The 18378-nt window shown below is 38.2% G+C and carries 15 protein-coding genes and 1 other annotated feature; of the genes, 3 read left to right on the plus strand and 12 right to left on the minus strand.

The features are described 5' to 3' along the window. Positions 1–75: 75 nt before the first annotated feature. On the minus strand, positions 76–2721 hold the full coding sequence (locus tag LOK41_RS01775) for a valine--tRNA ligase (protein ID WP_241814905.1): 2646 nt from the start codon (positions 2719–2721) through the stop codon (positions 76–78). A gap of 39 nt (positions 2722–2760) precedes the next feature. Further along, positions 2761–2992: a binding site (T-box leader), on the minus strand. 272 nt (positions 2993–3264) lie between these two features. On the opposite strand from LOK41_RS01775, the gene LOK41_RS01780 reads away from it, so the two are divergent. Then, a complete protein-coding gene (locus LOK41_RS01780; protein WP_079999563.1) occupies positions 3265–3459 on the plus strand; it encodes a hypothetical protein in 195 nt (64 codons plus the stop codon). Positions 3460–3486: 27 nt separating this feature from the next. On the opposite strand, the gene ysxE is transcribed toward LOK41_RS01780, so the two are convergent. From ysxE to hemA, 8 genes are all read right to left on the minus strand, one after another. Then, the gene (gene ysxE, locus LOK41_RS01785) at positions 3487–4512 is read right to left on the minus strand and encodes a spore coat protein YsxE (protein WP_241814906.1); all 1026 of its coding nucleotides are present in this window, start codon (positions 4510–4512) and stop codon (positions 3487–3489) included. A 220-nt stretch (positions 4513–4732) separates the two neighbouring features. Continuing rightward, the gene (gene spoVID / locus LOK41_RS01790; protein WP_241814907.1) at positions 4733–5752 is read right to left on the minus strand and encodes a stage VI sporulation protein D; all 1020 of its coding nucleotides are present in this window, start codon (positions 5750–5752) and stop codon (positions 4733–4735) included. Positions 5753–5964: 212 nt separating this feature from the next. Further along, positions 5965–7254: a glutamate-1-semialdehyde 2,1-aminomutase gene (hemL, locus tag LOK41_RS01795; RefSeq protein WP_174098840.1), complete on the minus strand. Its 1290-nt coding sequence runs from the start codon at positions 7252–7254 to the stop codon at positions 5965–5967. Next, the gene (gene hemB / locus LOK41_RS01800; RefSeq protein WP_241814908.1) at positions 7254–8243 is read right to left on the minus strand and encodes a porphobilinogen synthase; all 990 of its coding nucleotides are present in this window, start codon (positions 8241–8243) and stop codon (positions 7254–7256) included. The genes hemL and hemB overlap by 1 nt, the downstream gene beginning before the upstream one ends. 28 nt (positions 8244–8271) lie before the next feature. Beyond that, positions 8272–9030, minus strand: a complete 759-nt coding sequence (hemD, locus tag LOK41_RS01805; RefSeq protein WP_241814909.1) for a uroporphyrinogen-III synthase — start codon at positions 9028–9030, stop codon at positions 8272–8274. A 2-nt stretch (positions 9031–9032) separates the two neighbouring features. Beyond that, a complete protein-coding gene (hemC, locus tag LOK41_RS01810) occupies positions 9033–9962 on the minus strand; it encodes a hydroxymethylbilane synthase (RefSeq protein ID WP_241814910.1) in 930 nt (309 codons plus the stop codon). A gap of 15 nt (positions 9963–9977) precedes the next feature. After that, positions 9978–10811, minus strand: a complete 834-nt coding sequence (locus LOK41_RS01815; protein WP_241814932.1) for a cytochrome c biogenesis protein — start codon at positions 10809–10811, stop codon at positions 9978–9980. A 16-nt stretch (positions 10812–10827) separates the two neighbouring features. Next, positions 10828–12165 carry a glutamyl-tRNA reductase gene (gene hemA / locus LOK41_RS01820; protein ID WP_241814911.1) on the minus strand — a complete coding sequence of 446 codons (1338 nt, stop codon included), beginning with the start codon at positions 12163–12165 and terminating at the stop codon, positions 10828–10830. Between the two features lie 437 nt (positions 12166–12602). On the opposite strand from hemA, the gene LOK41_RS01825 reads away from it, so the two are divergent. Continuing rightward, entirely contained in the window at positions 12603–13055 is a 453-nt protein-coding gene (locus LOK41_RS01825) for a MarR family winged helix-turn-helix transcriptional regulator (protein ID WP_241814912.1), read from the plus strand. 2 nt (positions 13056–13057) lie between these two features. Beyond that, positions 13058–13474: an organic hydroperoxide resistance protein gene (locus LOK41_RS01830; protein ID WP_241814913.1), complete on the plus strand. Its 417-nt coding sequence runs from the start codon at positions 13058–13060 to the stop codon at positions 13472–13474. A 56-nt stretch (positions 13475–13530) separates the two neighbouring features. On the opposite strand, the gene ysxC is transcribed toward LOK41_RS01830, so the two are convergent. The 3 genes from ysxC to lonB form a co-directional block, all read right to left on the minus strand. Continuing rightward, complete coding sequence (gene ysxC / locus LOK41_RS01835) at positions 13531–14127, minus strand: ribosome biogenesis GTP-binding protein YsxC (RefSeq protein ID WP_241814914.1); 597 nt, start codon at positions 14125–14127, stop codon at positions 13531–13533. After that, positions 14124–16454 (minus strand): endopeptidase La, encoded by a 2331-nt coding sequence (lon, locus tag LOK41_RS01840; protein WP_241814915.1) that lies wholly within the window; start codon positions 16452–16454, stop codon positions 14124–14126. Before lon ends, ysxC begins: the two co-directional genes overlap by 4 nt. 232 nt (positions 16455–16686) lie before the next feature. Then, positions 16687–18357, minus strand: a complete 1671-nt coding sequence (gene lonB, locus LOK41_RS01845) for an ATP-dependent protease LonB (RefSeq protein ID WP_241814916.1) — start codon at positions 18355–18357, stop codon at positions 16687–16689. Positions 18358–18378: the final 21 nt, after the last annotated feature.

Consider the following 18378-nt stretch of genomic DNA (forward strand, 5'->3'; position numbering starts at 1 on the left):
AACAAACCTTCTTAAATCCTATTATACGCAAATAAAAGAGACTCACCAATATGGTAAGTCTCTTTAAAAAGATTTTTATTTTTGAAGATCAGCTAGACGTTGGCGAACTGCTTCGCGTTTTTCTAAGTAATCTTGCTCTTTCGCACGCTCTCCCTCAATAACTGCTGCTGGAGCTTTTGCTACGAAACCTTGGTTTGCAAGTTTCTTCTGTACGCGTTCTACCTCTTTATCGAACTTCTCAAGTTCTTTTTCAAGGCGCGCTTTCTCTTCATCAAGATTGATTAGATCAGCTAACGGTAAGAATAACTCTGCACCTGATACGATTGCAGTCATCGCTTTTTCTGGTGCTTGTAAATCCGTCTTAATCGTTAATTCACTTGGATTACAGAAACGCTCGATGTAAGAGCTATTTTTCGTAAGTTGCACTAATACCGTTTCGTCTTTTGCTTTAATTTGCATTTGAACTTTTTTGCTCATTGGCGTATTTACTTCCGCACGAATGTTACGAACAGAACGAATGATATCAACAAGAAGATGCATTTCTGCCGCTGCTTCTTTGTCTTGTAAATCTTCGCGAACTATTGGCCACGCTGCTACTGTAATGGATTCACCTTCATGAGGTAAGTGCTGCCAAATTTTCTCTGTTACGAATGGCATGAATGGGTGTAATAAACGCATCGTTTGATCTAATACATATGCTAAAACAGAACGAGTTGTTTTCTTAGCCGCTTCATCTTCACCATATAACGGAAGCTTCGCCATTTCAATGTACCAGTCACAGAAATCATCCCAAATGAAGTTGTATAATGCTCGACCAGCTTCACCGAATTCATATTTATCCATGTTACGCGTTACACTTTCAATTGTTTCATTTAAACGAGTTAAAATCCACTTATCTGCAACTGATTTTTCACCAGTTAAATCAATATCTTCGTATTGCATATCTTCCATGTTCATTAATACAAAACGAGATGCATTCCAAATTTTATTAATGAAGTTCCAAGTAGATTCTACTTTCTCCATGCTAAAACGTAAATCTTGACCTGGTGCACTTCCTGTTGATAAGAAGAAGCGCATTGCATCTGCACCGTATTTCTCGATAACTTCCATTGGATCGATACCGTTACCTAAAGACTTACTCATTTTACGTCCTTGCTCATCACGAACAAGACCATGAATTAATACATCTTTAAATGGACGCTCTCCTGTAAACTCTAAACCTTGGAAAATCATACGCGATACCCAGAAGAAAATAATATCATAGCCCGTTACAAGCGCATCTGTTGAATAGTAGCGTTTGAAGTCTTCATCATTTTCATTTGGCCAACCGAGTGTTGAGAATGGCCATAACGCTGAGCTAAACCATGTATCAAGTACGTCGTTATCTTGGTTCCAGTTTTCGATATCTGCTGGAGCTTCTGTACCTACGTATACTTCACCAGTTTCTTTATGATACCAAGCTGGGATGCGGTGTCCCCACCATAATTGACGAGAAATACACCAATCGTGAATGTTTTCCATCCAACGTAAGTATGTGTTCTCGAAACGTTCTGGTACAAATGTTACTTTTTCTTCTTCTTTTTGTTGCAGAGCAACAGCCTTTTCTGCAAGTGGCGCCATTTTTACGAACCATTGTGTTGATAAGTAAGGCTCAACAACTGCACCGCTACGCTCACTATGACCTACCGCATGCATATGAGGCTCGATTTCTACTAATACACCAGCTTCTTGCAAGTCTTTTACTAACTCTTTACGACATTCGAAACGATCCATACCGTTATACTTACCAGCTTTTTCGTTCATTGTTCCGTCTTCGTTCATTACTAAAATGCGCGGTAAGTCGTGACGGTTACCTACTTCAAAATCATTCGGATCATGAGCTGGTGTGATTTTTACAACACCTGTTCCGAAATCTTTCTCTACATACTCATCAGCAATAATCGGAATTTCACGCTCTACGATTGGAAGTGTAACCGTTTTTCCGATTAAACGCTTGTAACGATCATCTTCTGGATGAACTGCTACCGCTGTATCACCAAGCATTGTTTCTGGACGAGTTGTCGCAAGACGAATGTGACCAGAACCGTCTGTTAATGGGTAATTCATATGGTAGAATGCACCTTGAACATCTTTATGAATTACTTCAATATCAGAAAGGGCGGTGCGTGTTGCAGGGTCCCAGTTAATGATATATTCACCGCGGTAAATTAAACCTTTTTCGTACAATTGAACGAATACTTTATTAACCGCATCTGATAAGCCTTTATCTAATGTGAAACGCTCACGAGTATAATCTAATCCTAGACCAACTTTTCCCCATTGCTCGCGAATATGAGAAGCATATTCTTCTTTCCATTCCCATGCTTTTTCAAGGAATTTCTCACGACCAAGGTCGTAACGTGAAATACCTTCTTCACGAAGTTTCCCTTCTACTTTCGCTTGCGTTGCGATACCCGCATGGTCCATACCAGGAAGCCATAATACATCGTATCCTTGCATACGCTTTGTACGTGTTAAAATATCTTGAAGCGTTGTATCCCAAGCATGACCTAAATGCAATTTACCTGTTACGTTTGGAGGCGGGATTACAATTGTATACGGCTGTTTTTCCGCATCTCCTTTTGCTTCGAAATACTTGCCTTCAAGCCACCATTTATAACGGCCTTCTTCAACGGACATATGATCATATTTAGTTGGTAAATTCTTTTCCGTGTTTGACATTATTTTCCCTCCTTCAAAATAAAAAATGCCCCTCATCCAAAAAAGGACGAGGGACATCGCGGTACCACCTTTATTTACAAACAAATTCAAAATTTGCTTATACTCTTAATTTGATAACGGACAAATCCGTCTTTTCCTAATGCGAATGACTCCGTTCAGAAAAGATGCTCCAGGGCTACCTTCTAACATGACTATCTAGAGAATCTCACAGCCAATGATTCTCCTCTCTGCAGACGTTTAATGTTATACTCTTCCCCTTCAATGCATTTATATAATTGTTATTTATTATATACAATAGTGTAAAAAACGAAACCATATTCGTCAAGATAAAAATATTTTTCAGCAATTTTCTACAATTGATAGATTCCTTATTTTCTCATCATCCAAAAATCAGTGTGTAATCATCAATTAGCGTAAGCATTTTTTATAACCTATGTACGAAAAATAAAAAAAGCAGCACAAGCACCCTAGGTACTTATCCTGCATACTGTATTTCAAGATTAATGTTTATTAAATGCTTTCTGTACGGAGGAATGATTGATTATGCGACGCTACCGACGCACCTACAATTTTTCAGCCCCTTCATGGGTTAGAAATTTACAAACGATATTTTCTGATTTTGCCATTCCACTTACTATTTTCCAAGGAATTCGCACATTACTACTTCCAACCTTCTTAGATTTCATCATCCTTATCATCTTTGTTGTAGCAACAATCCGCTTACATTTTCAGCCGTAGCCTCACGGCAACTTGAGCCTACGGCTATTATTCATTTCCTTGTTGCGCAGCTTGTAATTGTGAAATGAAATATTCTATATTGCTTACAAGCCAATGTGCTTGCTGTAACATTTTCACACCTTGAAGTTCTTTCTTTTCATCCCGTTTCTGCTGTTTGCTTGTATAAGATTGAATTTGTCTAATAAATGGGGACGGATATGTTAGATAAGCAAACATTAGGAGTTGTTCTTCTTTCGTAAACGGAAAATTCTTTTGATACACCTGATACCATTCGAAACGATCGCTTCTTGCAATTGGGTATGTGTTCAATGAGCGGGAATAAAAACGGACAAGATCTTGAACTGGCGTTGCAAATTGTGACTTTTCTAAACTAATAAAATAACCGTTTCGTTCATAATCAAATAAAAAATGATTCATTGATACATTACCATGAATAAAAGAAACGCGTGTTTTTTCTTTCTCTTTCATCGCTTCATGCCACTCCGAAAGCTGTTTCGTGGCAAATTCACGCGCCCTCATCACATGATGAAAATACGTACAGTACTGTAGTTCAAATGGAGACATATACCATTTCGCCTCAGACTCTACAAGGAACTCCTCTAAGAGTTCTCCATCCTTCTCCCAACGATCGGAGATATTTGTATAATGATCCTCTAATGCTTCTTCCGTATACTTCTCTTCTTTTACCGTCCTTTGATGAAGTAGCGCTAGCGTCTGAAACATTTTATGATATTGATCATTGTCCTCTCCATTTCCCTCGGCTCTTTCTAGCCAAGGCATTAAATAATAACTATATGTTTCGTCGCTCAAAATATGATTTCCATCTGTTGCATGGTAAATCGGGACATAATGCGTAAATCCCTTCTCACGTAAAAATTGAACATGATACATTAAATTATTTCTTTTCAATCGATGCGATGGCAATTTTTTCAATGCATATGGACCTTGATTCGTATAAATTTTTATGACACTCCCGTGTTCTTCCATATGATGGACGTCCAATTGATACCGCTGTACTATCGGCGCATAACGATCTCTCAATTCTATATCCATACGAATGATCCTTTCTCATTCAAAAACGTAAGATAAAGTGAAACTTTAATCAGTATGCATTTCTTCATCCTCACAGATTATGAGCCTGCACCAACCGGGCTTTTATAGGCGGTTTATCTCCCACCTAACTTCCTCATCTCTCTCTAAATTCTGAGGTTGCGGTTTTACTGCCCACGATCGCATAATAAAAAGAAAAGAGGTGAAGAAGAAGCTTCTTCACTCACTTTGTCTTCACTCTTGGCACAGGTATATATATAATTTGCCCTGCAGTTAAATATACTTCATCTGTTTGATTCACGCGGTGTAGATGCTGGACAGACGTTTCATATCGCTCTGCAACCGATTCAATTGTATCTCCTTCTTGCACGAAATACATACGTAATTTTGTAAATTCTTCTTCCGGCTCTTTCGTAAACAATTTTGTTAAGTATAATGCATTTTCATCCCGTTGCGAGTATGCCGATTCGACTTCTTCCTCTACTTTCTTTTCCTTCTCTTTCTTAAAATCTTTCCGGCCAAACAATTCAAACTGTGGTGTAGTTTCTTTTGCTACTTCTTCTCGTTCTTCCTCTTCCGGTTCTTCTAGATCTTCTAACTCTTGTTCTTTACGCTCCTCTAATTGGAAAGGCTCAAATGCATAATCCTCCCATCCATCTGATTCTGTATGGACTGTTACTTCTTCCACTTCCGCTGGTGCTTTATCCTCATCCACCACTTTTGCTTCCTCAATTCTAGCAACTTCTAGATGCTCTATCTCTTCCTCTTGCATTTCATTCTGTATTCTCTCGTCCTCACATAATCCAGATATCGATATATCTGCTAATAATTGCAGGCAACCGTTTTCCTTTAATTCATAATCAAATTCCTCAATGGAAACATACAATTCTTCAACTTGTTTCACTCGATTTCGCGGAATCGAAATTTCTAATGGAAAAGAATGTACAAGTTCGTTTACACCATCTTCTCTCGTTTCTACATAATCAATCGATTTCGCCGGAGATAAATCTCGTAATGAAAATGCAGAATCCTCTTGCCTTGCAACATATTCCCCCGTTAAATCCAATTGCCCTCTCACAATTACTTCGTATTCAAGCTCCTCTATCTCAACGTCTGGATCTAACGAAATTGACAAAAGTTCTTCGACTTCCTGTCCTTTTTGGAACCAAACCGATTCTTTTAATGAAAAACGTAATGAATGATCAGTTGCCACTTCTTTTCCCCCTCCCAAACTGTATGTCATTACAGGTTTATGTGCATGGGGGTTATTTTATGAGTAAAAAATCAAACTACACATGCAGGCTCTCTATTCATTTTTCATATAGCAACGGGATATCATTACATCTATCGGTATTTTTTATATCTCGACCATCAGGCGCCACTTATCAGCACTTCAACAATATGTAGCATAATAAAAAAAGGTTGTCAGGATTCACCCTGACAATCTTTTTCACTTTACGCTTTTAATTTTGACATTGCAATTTCTGCTGCTGCAATCGTTGCTTCAATATCTGCATCACTATGTGCTGTTGATAAGAATAATCCTTCAAATTGAGAAGGTGGTAAGAATACACCTTGTTCTACCATTTCACGATAGTAAGCTGCGAAGAATTCTAAGTTCGATGTTTTCGCTGCATCGTAGTTTATAACTGGTTCATTCGTGAAGAAAATACCAATCATAGAACCTGCACGGTTTATATAATGCGGTATGCCATGTTTTTCAGCCGCTTTACGTAGGCCATTTTCTAACATTTCCGCTTTACGCTCAAACTCTTGATAACATTCTGGTGTTAATTGTACTAATGTTTCATAACCTGCTGTCATTGCAAGAGGGTTGCCGGATAATGTACCCGCTTGATAGATTGGTCCGCTCGGTGCAACTTGGCGCATAATTTCTGCTTTACCACCATATGCTCCTACTGGCAATCCACCACCAATTACTTTTCCTAAACAGGTTAAGTCAGGCGTCACACCGTAATAGCCTTGTCCACAGTTATAAGCAACACGGAATCCTGTCATTACTTCGTCGAAGATAAGCAAGGCACCATTTTGCTCTGTTACTTCACGAAGTCCTTCTAAAAACCCCGGCTGAGGTGGTACAACACCCATATTTCCTGCTACTGGTTCTACAATCACACAAGCAATATCGTCACCGAATTGTTCGAAAGCATATTTTACACTCTCTAAATCGTTATACGCTACTGTAATCGTATTTTGCGCTACACCTTCAGGTACTCCAGGGCTATCTGGTAAACCAAGCGTTGCAACGCCAGAACCAGCTTTAATTAATAGAGAATCACCATGCCCATGGTAACAACCGATAAATTTCAAAATTTTATTACGACCTGTGTAACCACGTGCTAAGCGAAGTGCACTCATTGTCGCTTCTGTTCCAGAGTTTACCATACGTACAATTTCAATCGATGGCACACGTTCGATTACAAGCTGCGCTAATTTATTTTCAATTTCTGTTGGGGCACCAAAGCTCGTTCCTTTTTCCGCAACAGCTTTTAATGATTCTACAACACGGTCATTTGCATGTCCGTGAATAAGAGGTCCCCATGATAATACGTAGTCGATATATTCATTCCCATCAATATCGTACACTTTAGAGCCTTTTCCGCGTTCCATAAAGAGCGGGTTCATCCCAACAGATTTAAACGCACGAACTGGACTATTTACGCCACCAGGCATTAAATCTTGCGCTGTTTCAAACGCTTCAATCGATTTATCGAACTTTTTCATTATTGTGCGCCTCCTTCTTGTAACCATCGTGCTGCATCTTTCGCATGATACGTAATAATTAAATCTGCTCCTGCACGTTTCATGCTTACTAGCTTCTCAAGCACAATGTCTTTTTCATTAATCCAACCATTTTGCGCCGCTGCTTTAATCATTGAATATTCTCCGCTCACATTATAAGCAACGATTGGCAAATTAAAATTATTTTTCACATCACGAATAATATCTAAGTAAGAAAGAGCCGGTTTTACAATTAAAAAGTCTGCTCCTTCCTTTACATCTGATTCAGCTTCACGGAATGCCTCCATGCGGTTTGCTGGATCCATTTGGTACGTTTTACGATCCCCAAATTGCGGTGCACCGTGGGCTGCATCGCGGAATGGACCGTAAAATGCAGATGAATATTTCACCGCATATGACATAACCGGTACATGTGCAAAGCCGTTCTCATCTAAAGCATGACGAATCGCAGTTACAAATCCGTCCATCATGTTAGATGGCGCGATAATATCTGCCCCTGCCTTCGCTTGGCTTACTGCTGTTTTTGCAAGAATTTCTAATGATTCATCATTTAAAATAATTCCATCCTCAATAACGCCGCAATGACCATGGCTTGTATATTGACATAGACATGTATCTGCCACTACTACTAACTCTGGGAACTGTTCTTTAATTTGTTTGATTGCACGCTGTACAATGCCATGCTCACAAAATGCAGAAGATCCAACTTCATCTTTTTCAGCAGGTAAGCCGAATACGATAACAGAACGAATACCTAAATCTACAACTTCTTGCATTTCAGCTTGCAGAAGATCTAAAGAAATTTGATATACATCTGGCATAGAAGGAACTTCGTTACGAACATTTTCTCCCTCTAATACAAATATAGGATATATAAAATCTTCTGTATGTAAAAACGTTTCACGTACAAGCGCACGCATATTTCCACTCTGTCTTAAACGACGGTGACGATTGAATTGTAAAGAACTCATAGATTTCTATCTCCCATTCTTTTATTGATTATGCATTTTGATTATATTTTGAAATGCACTGTATTAACGCTTCTATTGTATATTCTTTTGGAACGATTACATCGGCAAAATAACGCCTTGCCTCCTGCTCTGTTATCGGTCCTATACAAGCAATTGTACATTTTTTTATCCATTCTCTCCAGTTTGTACCCTCGAGTAATTTCACAAAGCTTATAACAGTAGATGGACTCGTAAATGTAACCACGTCTATCTTACCAGATTCTAGAGCTGCGATAAGATCTTGCTGTCTCTTATCATTTGTTTTTGTTTCATATACAACAAGTTCCTCTAAGAGTACTCCTAATTCTCGGAGTTTAGTCGGAATCACATCTCTAGCTAAATTCCCTTTTGGAAATAAAATGCGTTCCTTCCCGCTTAATTCTCTTACAAATTCTTCTGCAAAGGTTTCAGCAACAAACGATGTTGGAACAAAACAAACCTCATAACCCCGCTTTTCTAATTCTTGACCTGTTTTCACACCTACTGCAGCGATGCGAACAGTGGAGGGGATTCGCTCTCCTAAACCATCTAAAAAGAAGCTTACCCCGTTTTTACTCGTAAAAATAACCCAGTCATATAAGTGTATCTGCTGCGATATACTTTGAAACACTTGCTGGGATACACCTTCCATACGCAAAAGCGGAATTTCCACTGGAATTCCGCTCCCTTTTTTCACTGCTACACTCATTTGTCTTGCTTGATGTTTTGCACGCGTAATCAGTACCGTTTTGCCAGCAAGAGTTTCCATGATTACTGTTGCTCCTTAGTTGCAGCGAGGATGAGCTCTTTTGCTCCTTGCTTAATTAAACGATCAGCTGCTTCTAGGCCAACTTGCTCTGAATCCATACCTGTAACTGTTTCTTTTAACAAAACAGAACCATCCATAGAGCCAACAAGAGCTGTTAATTCAATTTCATTATTCTCCCCAAGCGTTGCATAGCCAGCAATCGGTACTTGGCAGCCACCTTCAAGTCTATGAAGGAATACTCGTTCAGCCGCCACTGTTCGTTCTGTTACCGCATCATTTATATGAGATAATAATTGCAATAAATCTTTATCATCTTCGCGACATTCAATCGCTAAGGCACCTTGTCCTACAGCAGGTACGCATAACGTTTCATCTAAATGCTCTGTAATCACATCATCATCCCAGCCCATTCTCTGTAATCCAGCTGTCGCTAAAATGATCGCATCGTAGTCTTCTTCTTTTAATTTACGTAATCTCGTATCAATATTTCCACGAATCCATTTCACTTGTAGGTCTGGTCTAGCAGCTAATAGTTGCGCACTTCGTCTTAAACTACTTGTCCCAAGTGTCGCACCTTCTGCTAACTCTGCAAAAGATTCCCCGTTTTTCGAGATAAATGCATCACGCGGATCGACACGCTTTGGTATACAGCCAATTGTTAATCCATCTGGAAGCACAGCTGGCATATCCTTCATACTATGTACAGCCATATCAATTTCTTTCGTAAGCAATGCGTGCTCAATTTCTTTTACAAACAAGCCTTTCCCGCCTACCTTTGAAAGTGTTACATCTAAAATAACATCACCTTTTGTAACAATTTCTTTCACTTCAAATTCATATGGTAAACCAAGCGCTTTTAACTGATCAATAAACCAATTTGTTTGTGTTAACGCTAGTTTGCTCTTTCTTGAACCGACAATAATTTTGCGCATAATTTTCTCTCCTCATTATAAATACCAAAAGTGGAAGTTGGATAAACTGCTTAATAGGAAAATATTGATTAGCATAACGAGAAAGGAAGCAATGTTCCAATTTATAATCTTCTTACCTTGCAATATATCTGACCCTCGTAAATACAATCCCATACAATACACAAATAAAACAACAAAAGACCCGATTACTTTCGTGTCATACCAATGGAAATTATCTAGCTTTGTATATCCCCATATACATCCAAGTAAAATAGCTAATAAGAAAAATGGAACCGAAAATAAATTTAGTCCATAAGACATCGACTCTAGCCTCGGTAAATTCCCCAACCTTCTTAATCTCGCATTCCATTTTTTCTGTTTTAATAATCGATATTGCAACAAGTACATAATAGAAAAAATAAACGATACCGTAAATGCCGCATAGGAAATAATAGCCATTCCTACATGTACGTATACAAGTTCTGAAACTAATTGATCTGCAAGTACCGGCGACATTTTTCCAAGCGGAGTAAAAATAGAAAAAGCGCTTACGCCAAATGCAATGACATTTGTAAAAAAGACTAAAAAGTCAATGCGCATAAATCGATTGATTACGAGTGACATCGTAATTAATAGCCACACATAAAAATAAATCCCTGACAATAACGTTAAAATTGGATTTGTCTCTGATTCCGTAGCCCGAAGTAACATAAAAATAGACTGCAGTATCCATACAATTGCAAGTAACCAAAAAGCAATTCGATTCGCCTTTCGGTTACTTTGGAAATAATCTATAAAATATAAACTAATGCTACAAGCATATAAAATAATTGCGATATGATAAATAATACTATTATTTAAAAAGTCCATCCGATCATCCTTCCAGTTATAAAGATGGAACGGATGATGTCCACGCTCGTTCATGTTCTCGTTCTTCCGTTTGTTTCGCTTCCTCTTCTTGCACTTCTAAATCAAAAATTTTCGCGAATAAAGCAAGCTTTTCCGTAGCTCCCTCTTCGGCCGCTAACTCTTTTGCTACTAAAATTGGATCTTTTAGCAGTTGATTGATAATACTTTTCGTATGCTTACTAATTACTTTTCTCTCACGATCACTAAGCGTTGGAATTTTCCGCTCAAGACTTTGCATCGTATCACCTTGAATTGCCAGTGCTTTATCACGAAGAGCTGAAATTAACGGAACGACTCCAAGTGTATTTAACCAAGCTTTAAATACAACAATTTCCTCTTCAATCATAAGCTGAATCTTTTCGGCTTCTTTCAAACGCTCCGCACGATTTGCTTCTACTACGCCTTGCAGGTCATCAATATCATACAAGAAAGAACCCTCTAGCTCATCAATTGCTGGATCAATATCACGCGGCACTGCGATATCTACCATAAATAGCGGACGACCACAGCGCATCCGCTCTACTCTTGTCATCATTTCTTTCGTAATCACGTAATCTGAAGCACCCGTTGAACTAATTAAAATATCCGCTTCTAAAAGCGCACATTGCAATTCACTTAACGGTTTCGCATGCCCCATATATTTCTCAGCCATTGTTTCCGCTTTCGTAAACGTACGGTTCATAACAGTTACTTTACGCGCTCCGCTTCCGTACAAGTTTTGCAATGCAAGTTCACCCATTTTTCCAGCGCCAAGTATTAAAACGTGACAATCTGTTAAATCACCGAAAATTTTCTTTCCAAGTTCAACAGCGGCATAACTAACAGACATTGCGCTTTCACCAATCGTTGTTTCTGAATGCGCACGCTTTGCTAACGTAATGACTTGTTTAAACAATTCATTAAAAACTGTTCCTGTCGCTTTCACTTCTTGCGCCTCTAAGAAGCTATTTCGCATTTGACCTAAAATTTGTGTTTCACCGACTACCATAGAATCTAATCCGCACGTTACGCGGAATAAATGTTCAATCGCACCATCTTGTTCAAAAATAGACAAGTATGGCGAAATCTCTTCTATCTCAAGCTGAAACCAATCAGCTAAAAATTTCTTAATGTAATATCGTCCCGTGTGTAATTGATCGACAACAGCATAGATTTCTGTGCGGTTACAAGTTGATACAATGACATTTTCTAACACGCTCTTTTGATTTTGTAATGTTGTCATTGCCTGCTCTAACTCTGCTGCCTGAAATGTGAGTTTCTCACGAAATTCTACAGGGGCTGTTCGATAATTTACACCAACAACAAGAATATGCACGCAGCATGTCCCCCTTCAACCGTTTTATCACCTTATCTACTATCATAATACAACTTTCCTGTTATGAATCTGACAATCGTGTGAACATTGATAAATTATTTTTTCTGATTCACGCACCGAGCAGGGAATCCGTTACTCATCTGCATAAACATCTTACTTTATAATCATTATAAAATAATAACTCTATTTGTACGTTACCAAAAAAAACTGTCAGAATCAAGTGATGGAAACTATTCCATAAGAATTGGAAGGCTATCTTTTTTATCTTCTTTCATCATACAGAAAAATATGTATGATTGTTCCAAAATGTAACAACTTCTTTCATGTGAAACATTACTCAACATTTTTTCGTTGCAATGTGTTTGACAACTCATTTCTTTTTCGTTATATTGATTTTACAAAATTAAATTGTGCACAATTTAAAAAGGAGGATGCTTATGAACGAGAATGCTTTACATCTTGATAATCAACTTTGCTTTTCGATTTATGCCTGCTCTAGAGAAGTAACACGCTTTTATCGACCTTATTTAGAAGAAATGGGTATTACGTATCCACAGTACATTACATTATTAGTACTTTGGGAGCAAGATGGATTAACTGTAAAAGAAATTGGCGAACGTCTACTTTTAGATTCTGGTACATTAACACCTATGTTAAAACGCATGGAAACATTAGAATTGATTAAACGTATTCGCTCTAAGGAAGATGAACGCAAGGTGTGCATTGAACTAACCAAACAAGGAAACGCTTTAAAAGAAAAAGCATGTTCATTACCAAAAACTATGGCTACCAATTTAGGAATTACAGAACAAGAATATCGATCATTATTAATTCAATTAAGTAAATTAATTGAAACCATGAAAACAATCAATGATAGAAAAGGAGAATAACCATGGAAAAATTATATACAGCAACTGTAACTGCAACAGGTGGAAGAAACGGGAAAGTTGTTTCAGAAGACGGTATTCTAAATCTTGATGTGAAAATGCCAAAAGCATTAGGCGGTATGGGCGGCGAAGCAACGAACCCAGAACAATTATTTGCAGCTGGTTACGCCGCATGCTTTGATAGCGCTCTGCAACTTGTAATTCGTACAAAACGTGTAAAAGTAGAAAGTACAGAAGTGACAGCCCACATTTCAATTGGAAAAGATACAGATGGTGGTTTTGAATTATCCGCTGTACTTGATGTACGTGTAGCTGGCGTTTCTCATGATGAAGCACAAAAGCTTGTTGAAGCTGCACATGGCGTATGTCCATATTCAAAAGCGACTAGAGGGAATATTGAAGTTACATTAAACGTATTATAAGTAAATGTTTAAAAAGTCCGGTATTATAACTAAACAAAAAAACGTGTGACGGATCGTCACACGTTTTTTGTTTTTGTAAACTTATGAATGGCTTTCCAAGCTTCTTCTTTTCCAAGCCCTGTTTCTGATGAAAATAGAACAACCTCATCGCCAGCCTCAACATCAAGTGTTTCCTTTACAACCTTCAAATGCTTTTGCCATTTCCCTTTCGGAATTTTATCTGCTTTCGTTGCAATGATAATCGTTGGAATTTCATAATGCTTTAAGAAATCGTACATCATTACATCATCGTTTGTTGGTGAATGACGTAAATCAACTACTAATACAGCCGCATCTAATTGCTCACGCGTTGTAAAGTAAGTTTCAATCATTTTTCCCCATGCCGCTCGCTCTGTTTTTGATACTTTCGCATATCCGTAACCTGGAACATCGACAAAGTGCATCATTTCATTAATTAAGAAAAAGTTCAATGTTTGCGTTTTTCCTGGTTTAGAAGAAATACGTACTAACTTTTTACGGTTTAAAATTTTATTAATAAAGGAAGACTTCCCAACATTAGAACGACCTGCTAATGCAATTTCTGGTAAATCACCCTCTGGATATTGTTCTGGTTTAACAGCACTAATGACAATATCTGCTTTTGTTACTTTCATTGTTTCACTCCTACTAATGCGTGCTCCAATACTTCATCCAAATGAGATACAGGCACAAACGTAAGATTTTCTTTTACGCTCTCTGGAATATCATCTAAATCTTTTTCATTTTCGGCTGGCAAAATAATTTTTGTTAAGCCTGCACGATGAGCACTTAATGTTTTTTCTTTCAATCCACCGATTGGTAATACACGACCACGAAGCGTAATTTCACCTGTCATACCAACTTCTTTACTTACAGGTACACCCGTTAACGCAGAAATAAGCGCTGTTGCCATTGTAATACCAGCTGAAGGACCATCCTTTGGAACTGCTCCTTCTGGAACGTGAATATGGATGTCATTCTTTTCATGGAAATCTGGATCAATATGAAGTTCTTCTGCACGAGAGCGAATATAACTAAATGCAGCTTGTGCGGATTCTTTCATAACATCCCCAAGTTTCCCTGTTAAAATTAATTTTCCTTTTCCTGGTGATACAGACACCTCAATTGCAAGCGTGTCACCACCAGCAGCTGTATACGCTAAACCAGTTGCCATTCCAACTTGATCTGTCGTTTCAGCTTGTCCATAACGGAATATATGTTTACCAAGCAGATCTGTAATATTTTTTTCCGTTACAATAATACGTTTACGCTCTTCTGTAACAATGATTTTTGCTGCTTTACGACAAATCTTTGCAATTTGACGTTCTAGCGTACGAACACCAGCCTCACGCGTATAGTAGCGAATAATTTCAAGTAACGCGTCATCGCGCACTTGGAGGTTCCCTTTTCGCAAACCATGTTCTGTTAATTGTTTCGGTAATAAATGTTCACGAGCAATATGCACCTTTTCAATCTCTGTGTAACCAGCAATTGAAATAATTTCCATACGATCAAGAAGCGGACCTGGAATGCTTGCAAGTGTGTTTGCAGTTGCAACAAACATTACCTTTGATAAATCATAAGGTTCCTCGATATAATGATCGCTAAAGTTATGGTTTTGTTCTGGATCTAATACTTCAAGTAACGCCGCCGATGGATCACCCCGGAAATCATTAGACATCTTATCAATCTCATCTAATAAAAAGACTGGATTGATTGTCTTGGCCTTTTTCATTCCTTGAATAATACGGCCTGGCATTGCTCCAACATATGTACGACGGTGACCACGAATTTCAGATTCGTCACGAACACCACCAAGGGAAACACGAACAAAATTACGATTTAACGATGTTGCAATCGAACGCGCTAAAGATGTTTTCCCCACACCTGGAGGACCAACTAAACATAGGATCGGTCCTTTTAAAGAATTTGTTAGCTTTTGAACAGCTAAATATTCTAGCACACGTTCTTTCACTTTCTCAAGACCGTAATGATCTCTATTTAAGATTGTTTCAGAATGCGCTAAATCAATCATATCTTCTGTTGCTTCTGTCCACGGAAGCGCTAATAACCAATCAAGATAATTGCGAATTACACCGCTCTCCGCAGAGCTTACTGGTAACTTTTCATAACGATCTAATTCTTTTAGAGCAGCCTTCTTCGTTTCTTCTGGCATTCCTGCCTCTTCGATTTTTTCACGAAGCCCTTCAACTTCGCCACCTTTACCTTCTTTATCACCAAGTTCTGTTTGAATCGCCTTCATTTGTTCGCGCAAGAAATATTCTTTTTGCGTCCGTTCCATCGAACGTTTCACTTTTTGACTAATTTTCTTTTCTAAGCTCAGTAGCTCTTGTTCGTCTTGAATGATAGAAATGAGTGTATGTAATCTTTCTTTTACAGATAAGATTTCTAAAATCTCTTGCTTTTGTTTTGTCTTAATCGGTAAATGAGAAGAAATTAAATCAGCTAAGCGACTAGGTTCTTCTACATCAACTACCGTAGCAAATGTTTCATTCGATACTTTTTTCGAAACTTTAATGTATTGCTCGAAATGTTCTAGCAACGTACGCATAAGGGCTTTTTCCTCTAAAGTGCCCTCTTCTTCTTCTGTTACTGTTTGAATCGAAACCTTTACTACATCTTCTTCTTCAATAAATTCTACTATTTCTGCTCTATGTAAACCTTCTACAAGGACACGAAGCGTGCCGTTCGGCAGTTTTAACATCTGCTTTACTTTCGCTACTGTACCCACACTATATATGTCGTCTTCTTTCGGATCATCGATATTCATTTCTTTTTGCATTGCTAAAAAGATGATATTTTCATCCATTGCTGCCTGCTCTAGTGCTTGTATCGATTTATCACGTCCTACATCAAGATGCAGAACCATCGTTGGATATACGAGAACGCCTCTTAATGGTAGGAGGGGCACAATTCTTTCGTTCGTATTCATACTAGACATAGCACCTCCATAATAAATTAAACTCCTGTTCAACCATTTTATATTACAATACCTCTTGATGCAATTGCAGAGATTCCTTACAATTACAAATTTCTTACTTTTTTGTTCCACAAAAGAAAAAGGGACCTCGCTTAAGCATACAAACTTAAACGAAGTCTGGCAAATATTATTACATTCTAGTTGACGTTCCTCTTACATAAAGCTTCCTATTAGAACCTTATTCAGTTTCATCTTACATGGATTGTACGTCACCTTCATCAATCTGATGATGCACATTCATTTCACGATGCAAATTTTCCTGTACGAACGTTAACTCAAAAACTTCCTTCAATTTTCGAACAGGTATAATTTCAATACCTTTTATCGTATATAAAAATGGTTGCATATTTTCAGCAGGAATAATTACCTTTTTTGCTCCCGCCTTTTTTGCTGCTTTCACTTTTGCATATACGCCACCTACCGGCTTTACTTCACCATGAATACTTATTTCTCCTGTCATTGCGATTTCATTATTCACATAAACTTGATGGAGAGCAGAGTATACTCCTGTTGCCATTGCAATTCCCGCTGAAGGCCCATCAATTGGAATACCACCAGGGAAATTAATATGTACATCATATCCTTCTGGTAATAAATCGAGAGAACGAAGTACGGTTAACACATTATCAACCGAACCTTTCGCCATACTTTTACGTCGGATTGATTTCGTTTGACTACCAATGCTCTCTTCTTCCACAATCCCTGTAACATTAATCGTACCTTTTTCCACAGCTCGTATTGCTGTTACTTCAATTTCTAATAGCGCTCCTGTATTCGGGCCATATACTGCAAGTCCATTCACAAGGCCAATCTTCGGAATTGGATAAATACGCTTTTCATACTTTGGAGTAAGCTGACTAGAATGAACGACCCATTCAATATCCTCATCTTTAATAAATGAGCGTTCCTCATTAATTGCCATTCCTGCAGAAATTTGTACAAGATTAATGGCTTCTCTTCCATTCCTTGCATACATCCCAATTAATTCAATACCTTGTTTCCCGATTTCCATCTTCACTTTTTCTGCTGCATTCTTCGCTACTTTTTGAATTTCTTCCGTATCGAGTTCACGGAAAAAAACTTCTAAACAACGAGAGCGAATAGCCGGAGGAATTTCATCTGGAGAACGGGTTGTCGCTCCAACTAGGCGAAAATCTGCTGGTAAGCCTTTTTGAAAAATATCATGTATGTATGTTGGAATCATTGAATTTTCTTCACTATAGTATGCACTTTCCAGAAACACTTTACGATCTTCTAATACTTTTAACATTTTATTCATCTGGATTGGATGCAATTCACCAATTTCATCAATAAATAAAATGCCACCATGTGCATCTGTTACAGCACCTTTTTTCGGCTGTGGAATCCCTGCCTGTCCCATTGCACCTGCACCTTGATAAATCGGATCATGCACTGAGCCAATTAACGGATCCGCAATACCGCGCTCATCAAAGCGAGCCGTTGTTGCATCCAACTCAATAAATGTTGCGTTCATACGAAATGGTGATTTTTGATTTTTCTTCGCTTCTTCTAACACAAGACGTGCCGCTGCCGTTTTTCCCACTCCAGGAGGGCCATATATAATGACATGCTGCGGATTCGGTCCACAAAGCGCCGCTTTTAATGATTTAATTCCGTCCTCTTGCCCAACAATATCTAAAAAAGATATAGGGCGCACCTTTTCAGCAAGCGGTTCTGTTAAAGAGATTTCGCGCATTTTGCGAAGTTGTTCTAATTCTTTTTTCGATTCTCGATCAATTGAAACTTTTTGTGTTCGCTGGTTTTTGAGCAAATGCCAGAAATACAATCCGACAATTACGCCAAAAACAAGTTGAACAAGTAAAAATATGTTTGTCCAGCTCATGATTCATTTCCTCCCGCTATG

Source organism: Bacillus sp. TL12, from assembly GCF_022625245.1.
Lineage (GTDB): Bacteria > Bacillota > Bacilli > Bacillales > Bacillaceae_G > Bacillus_A.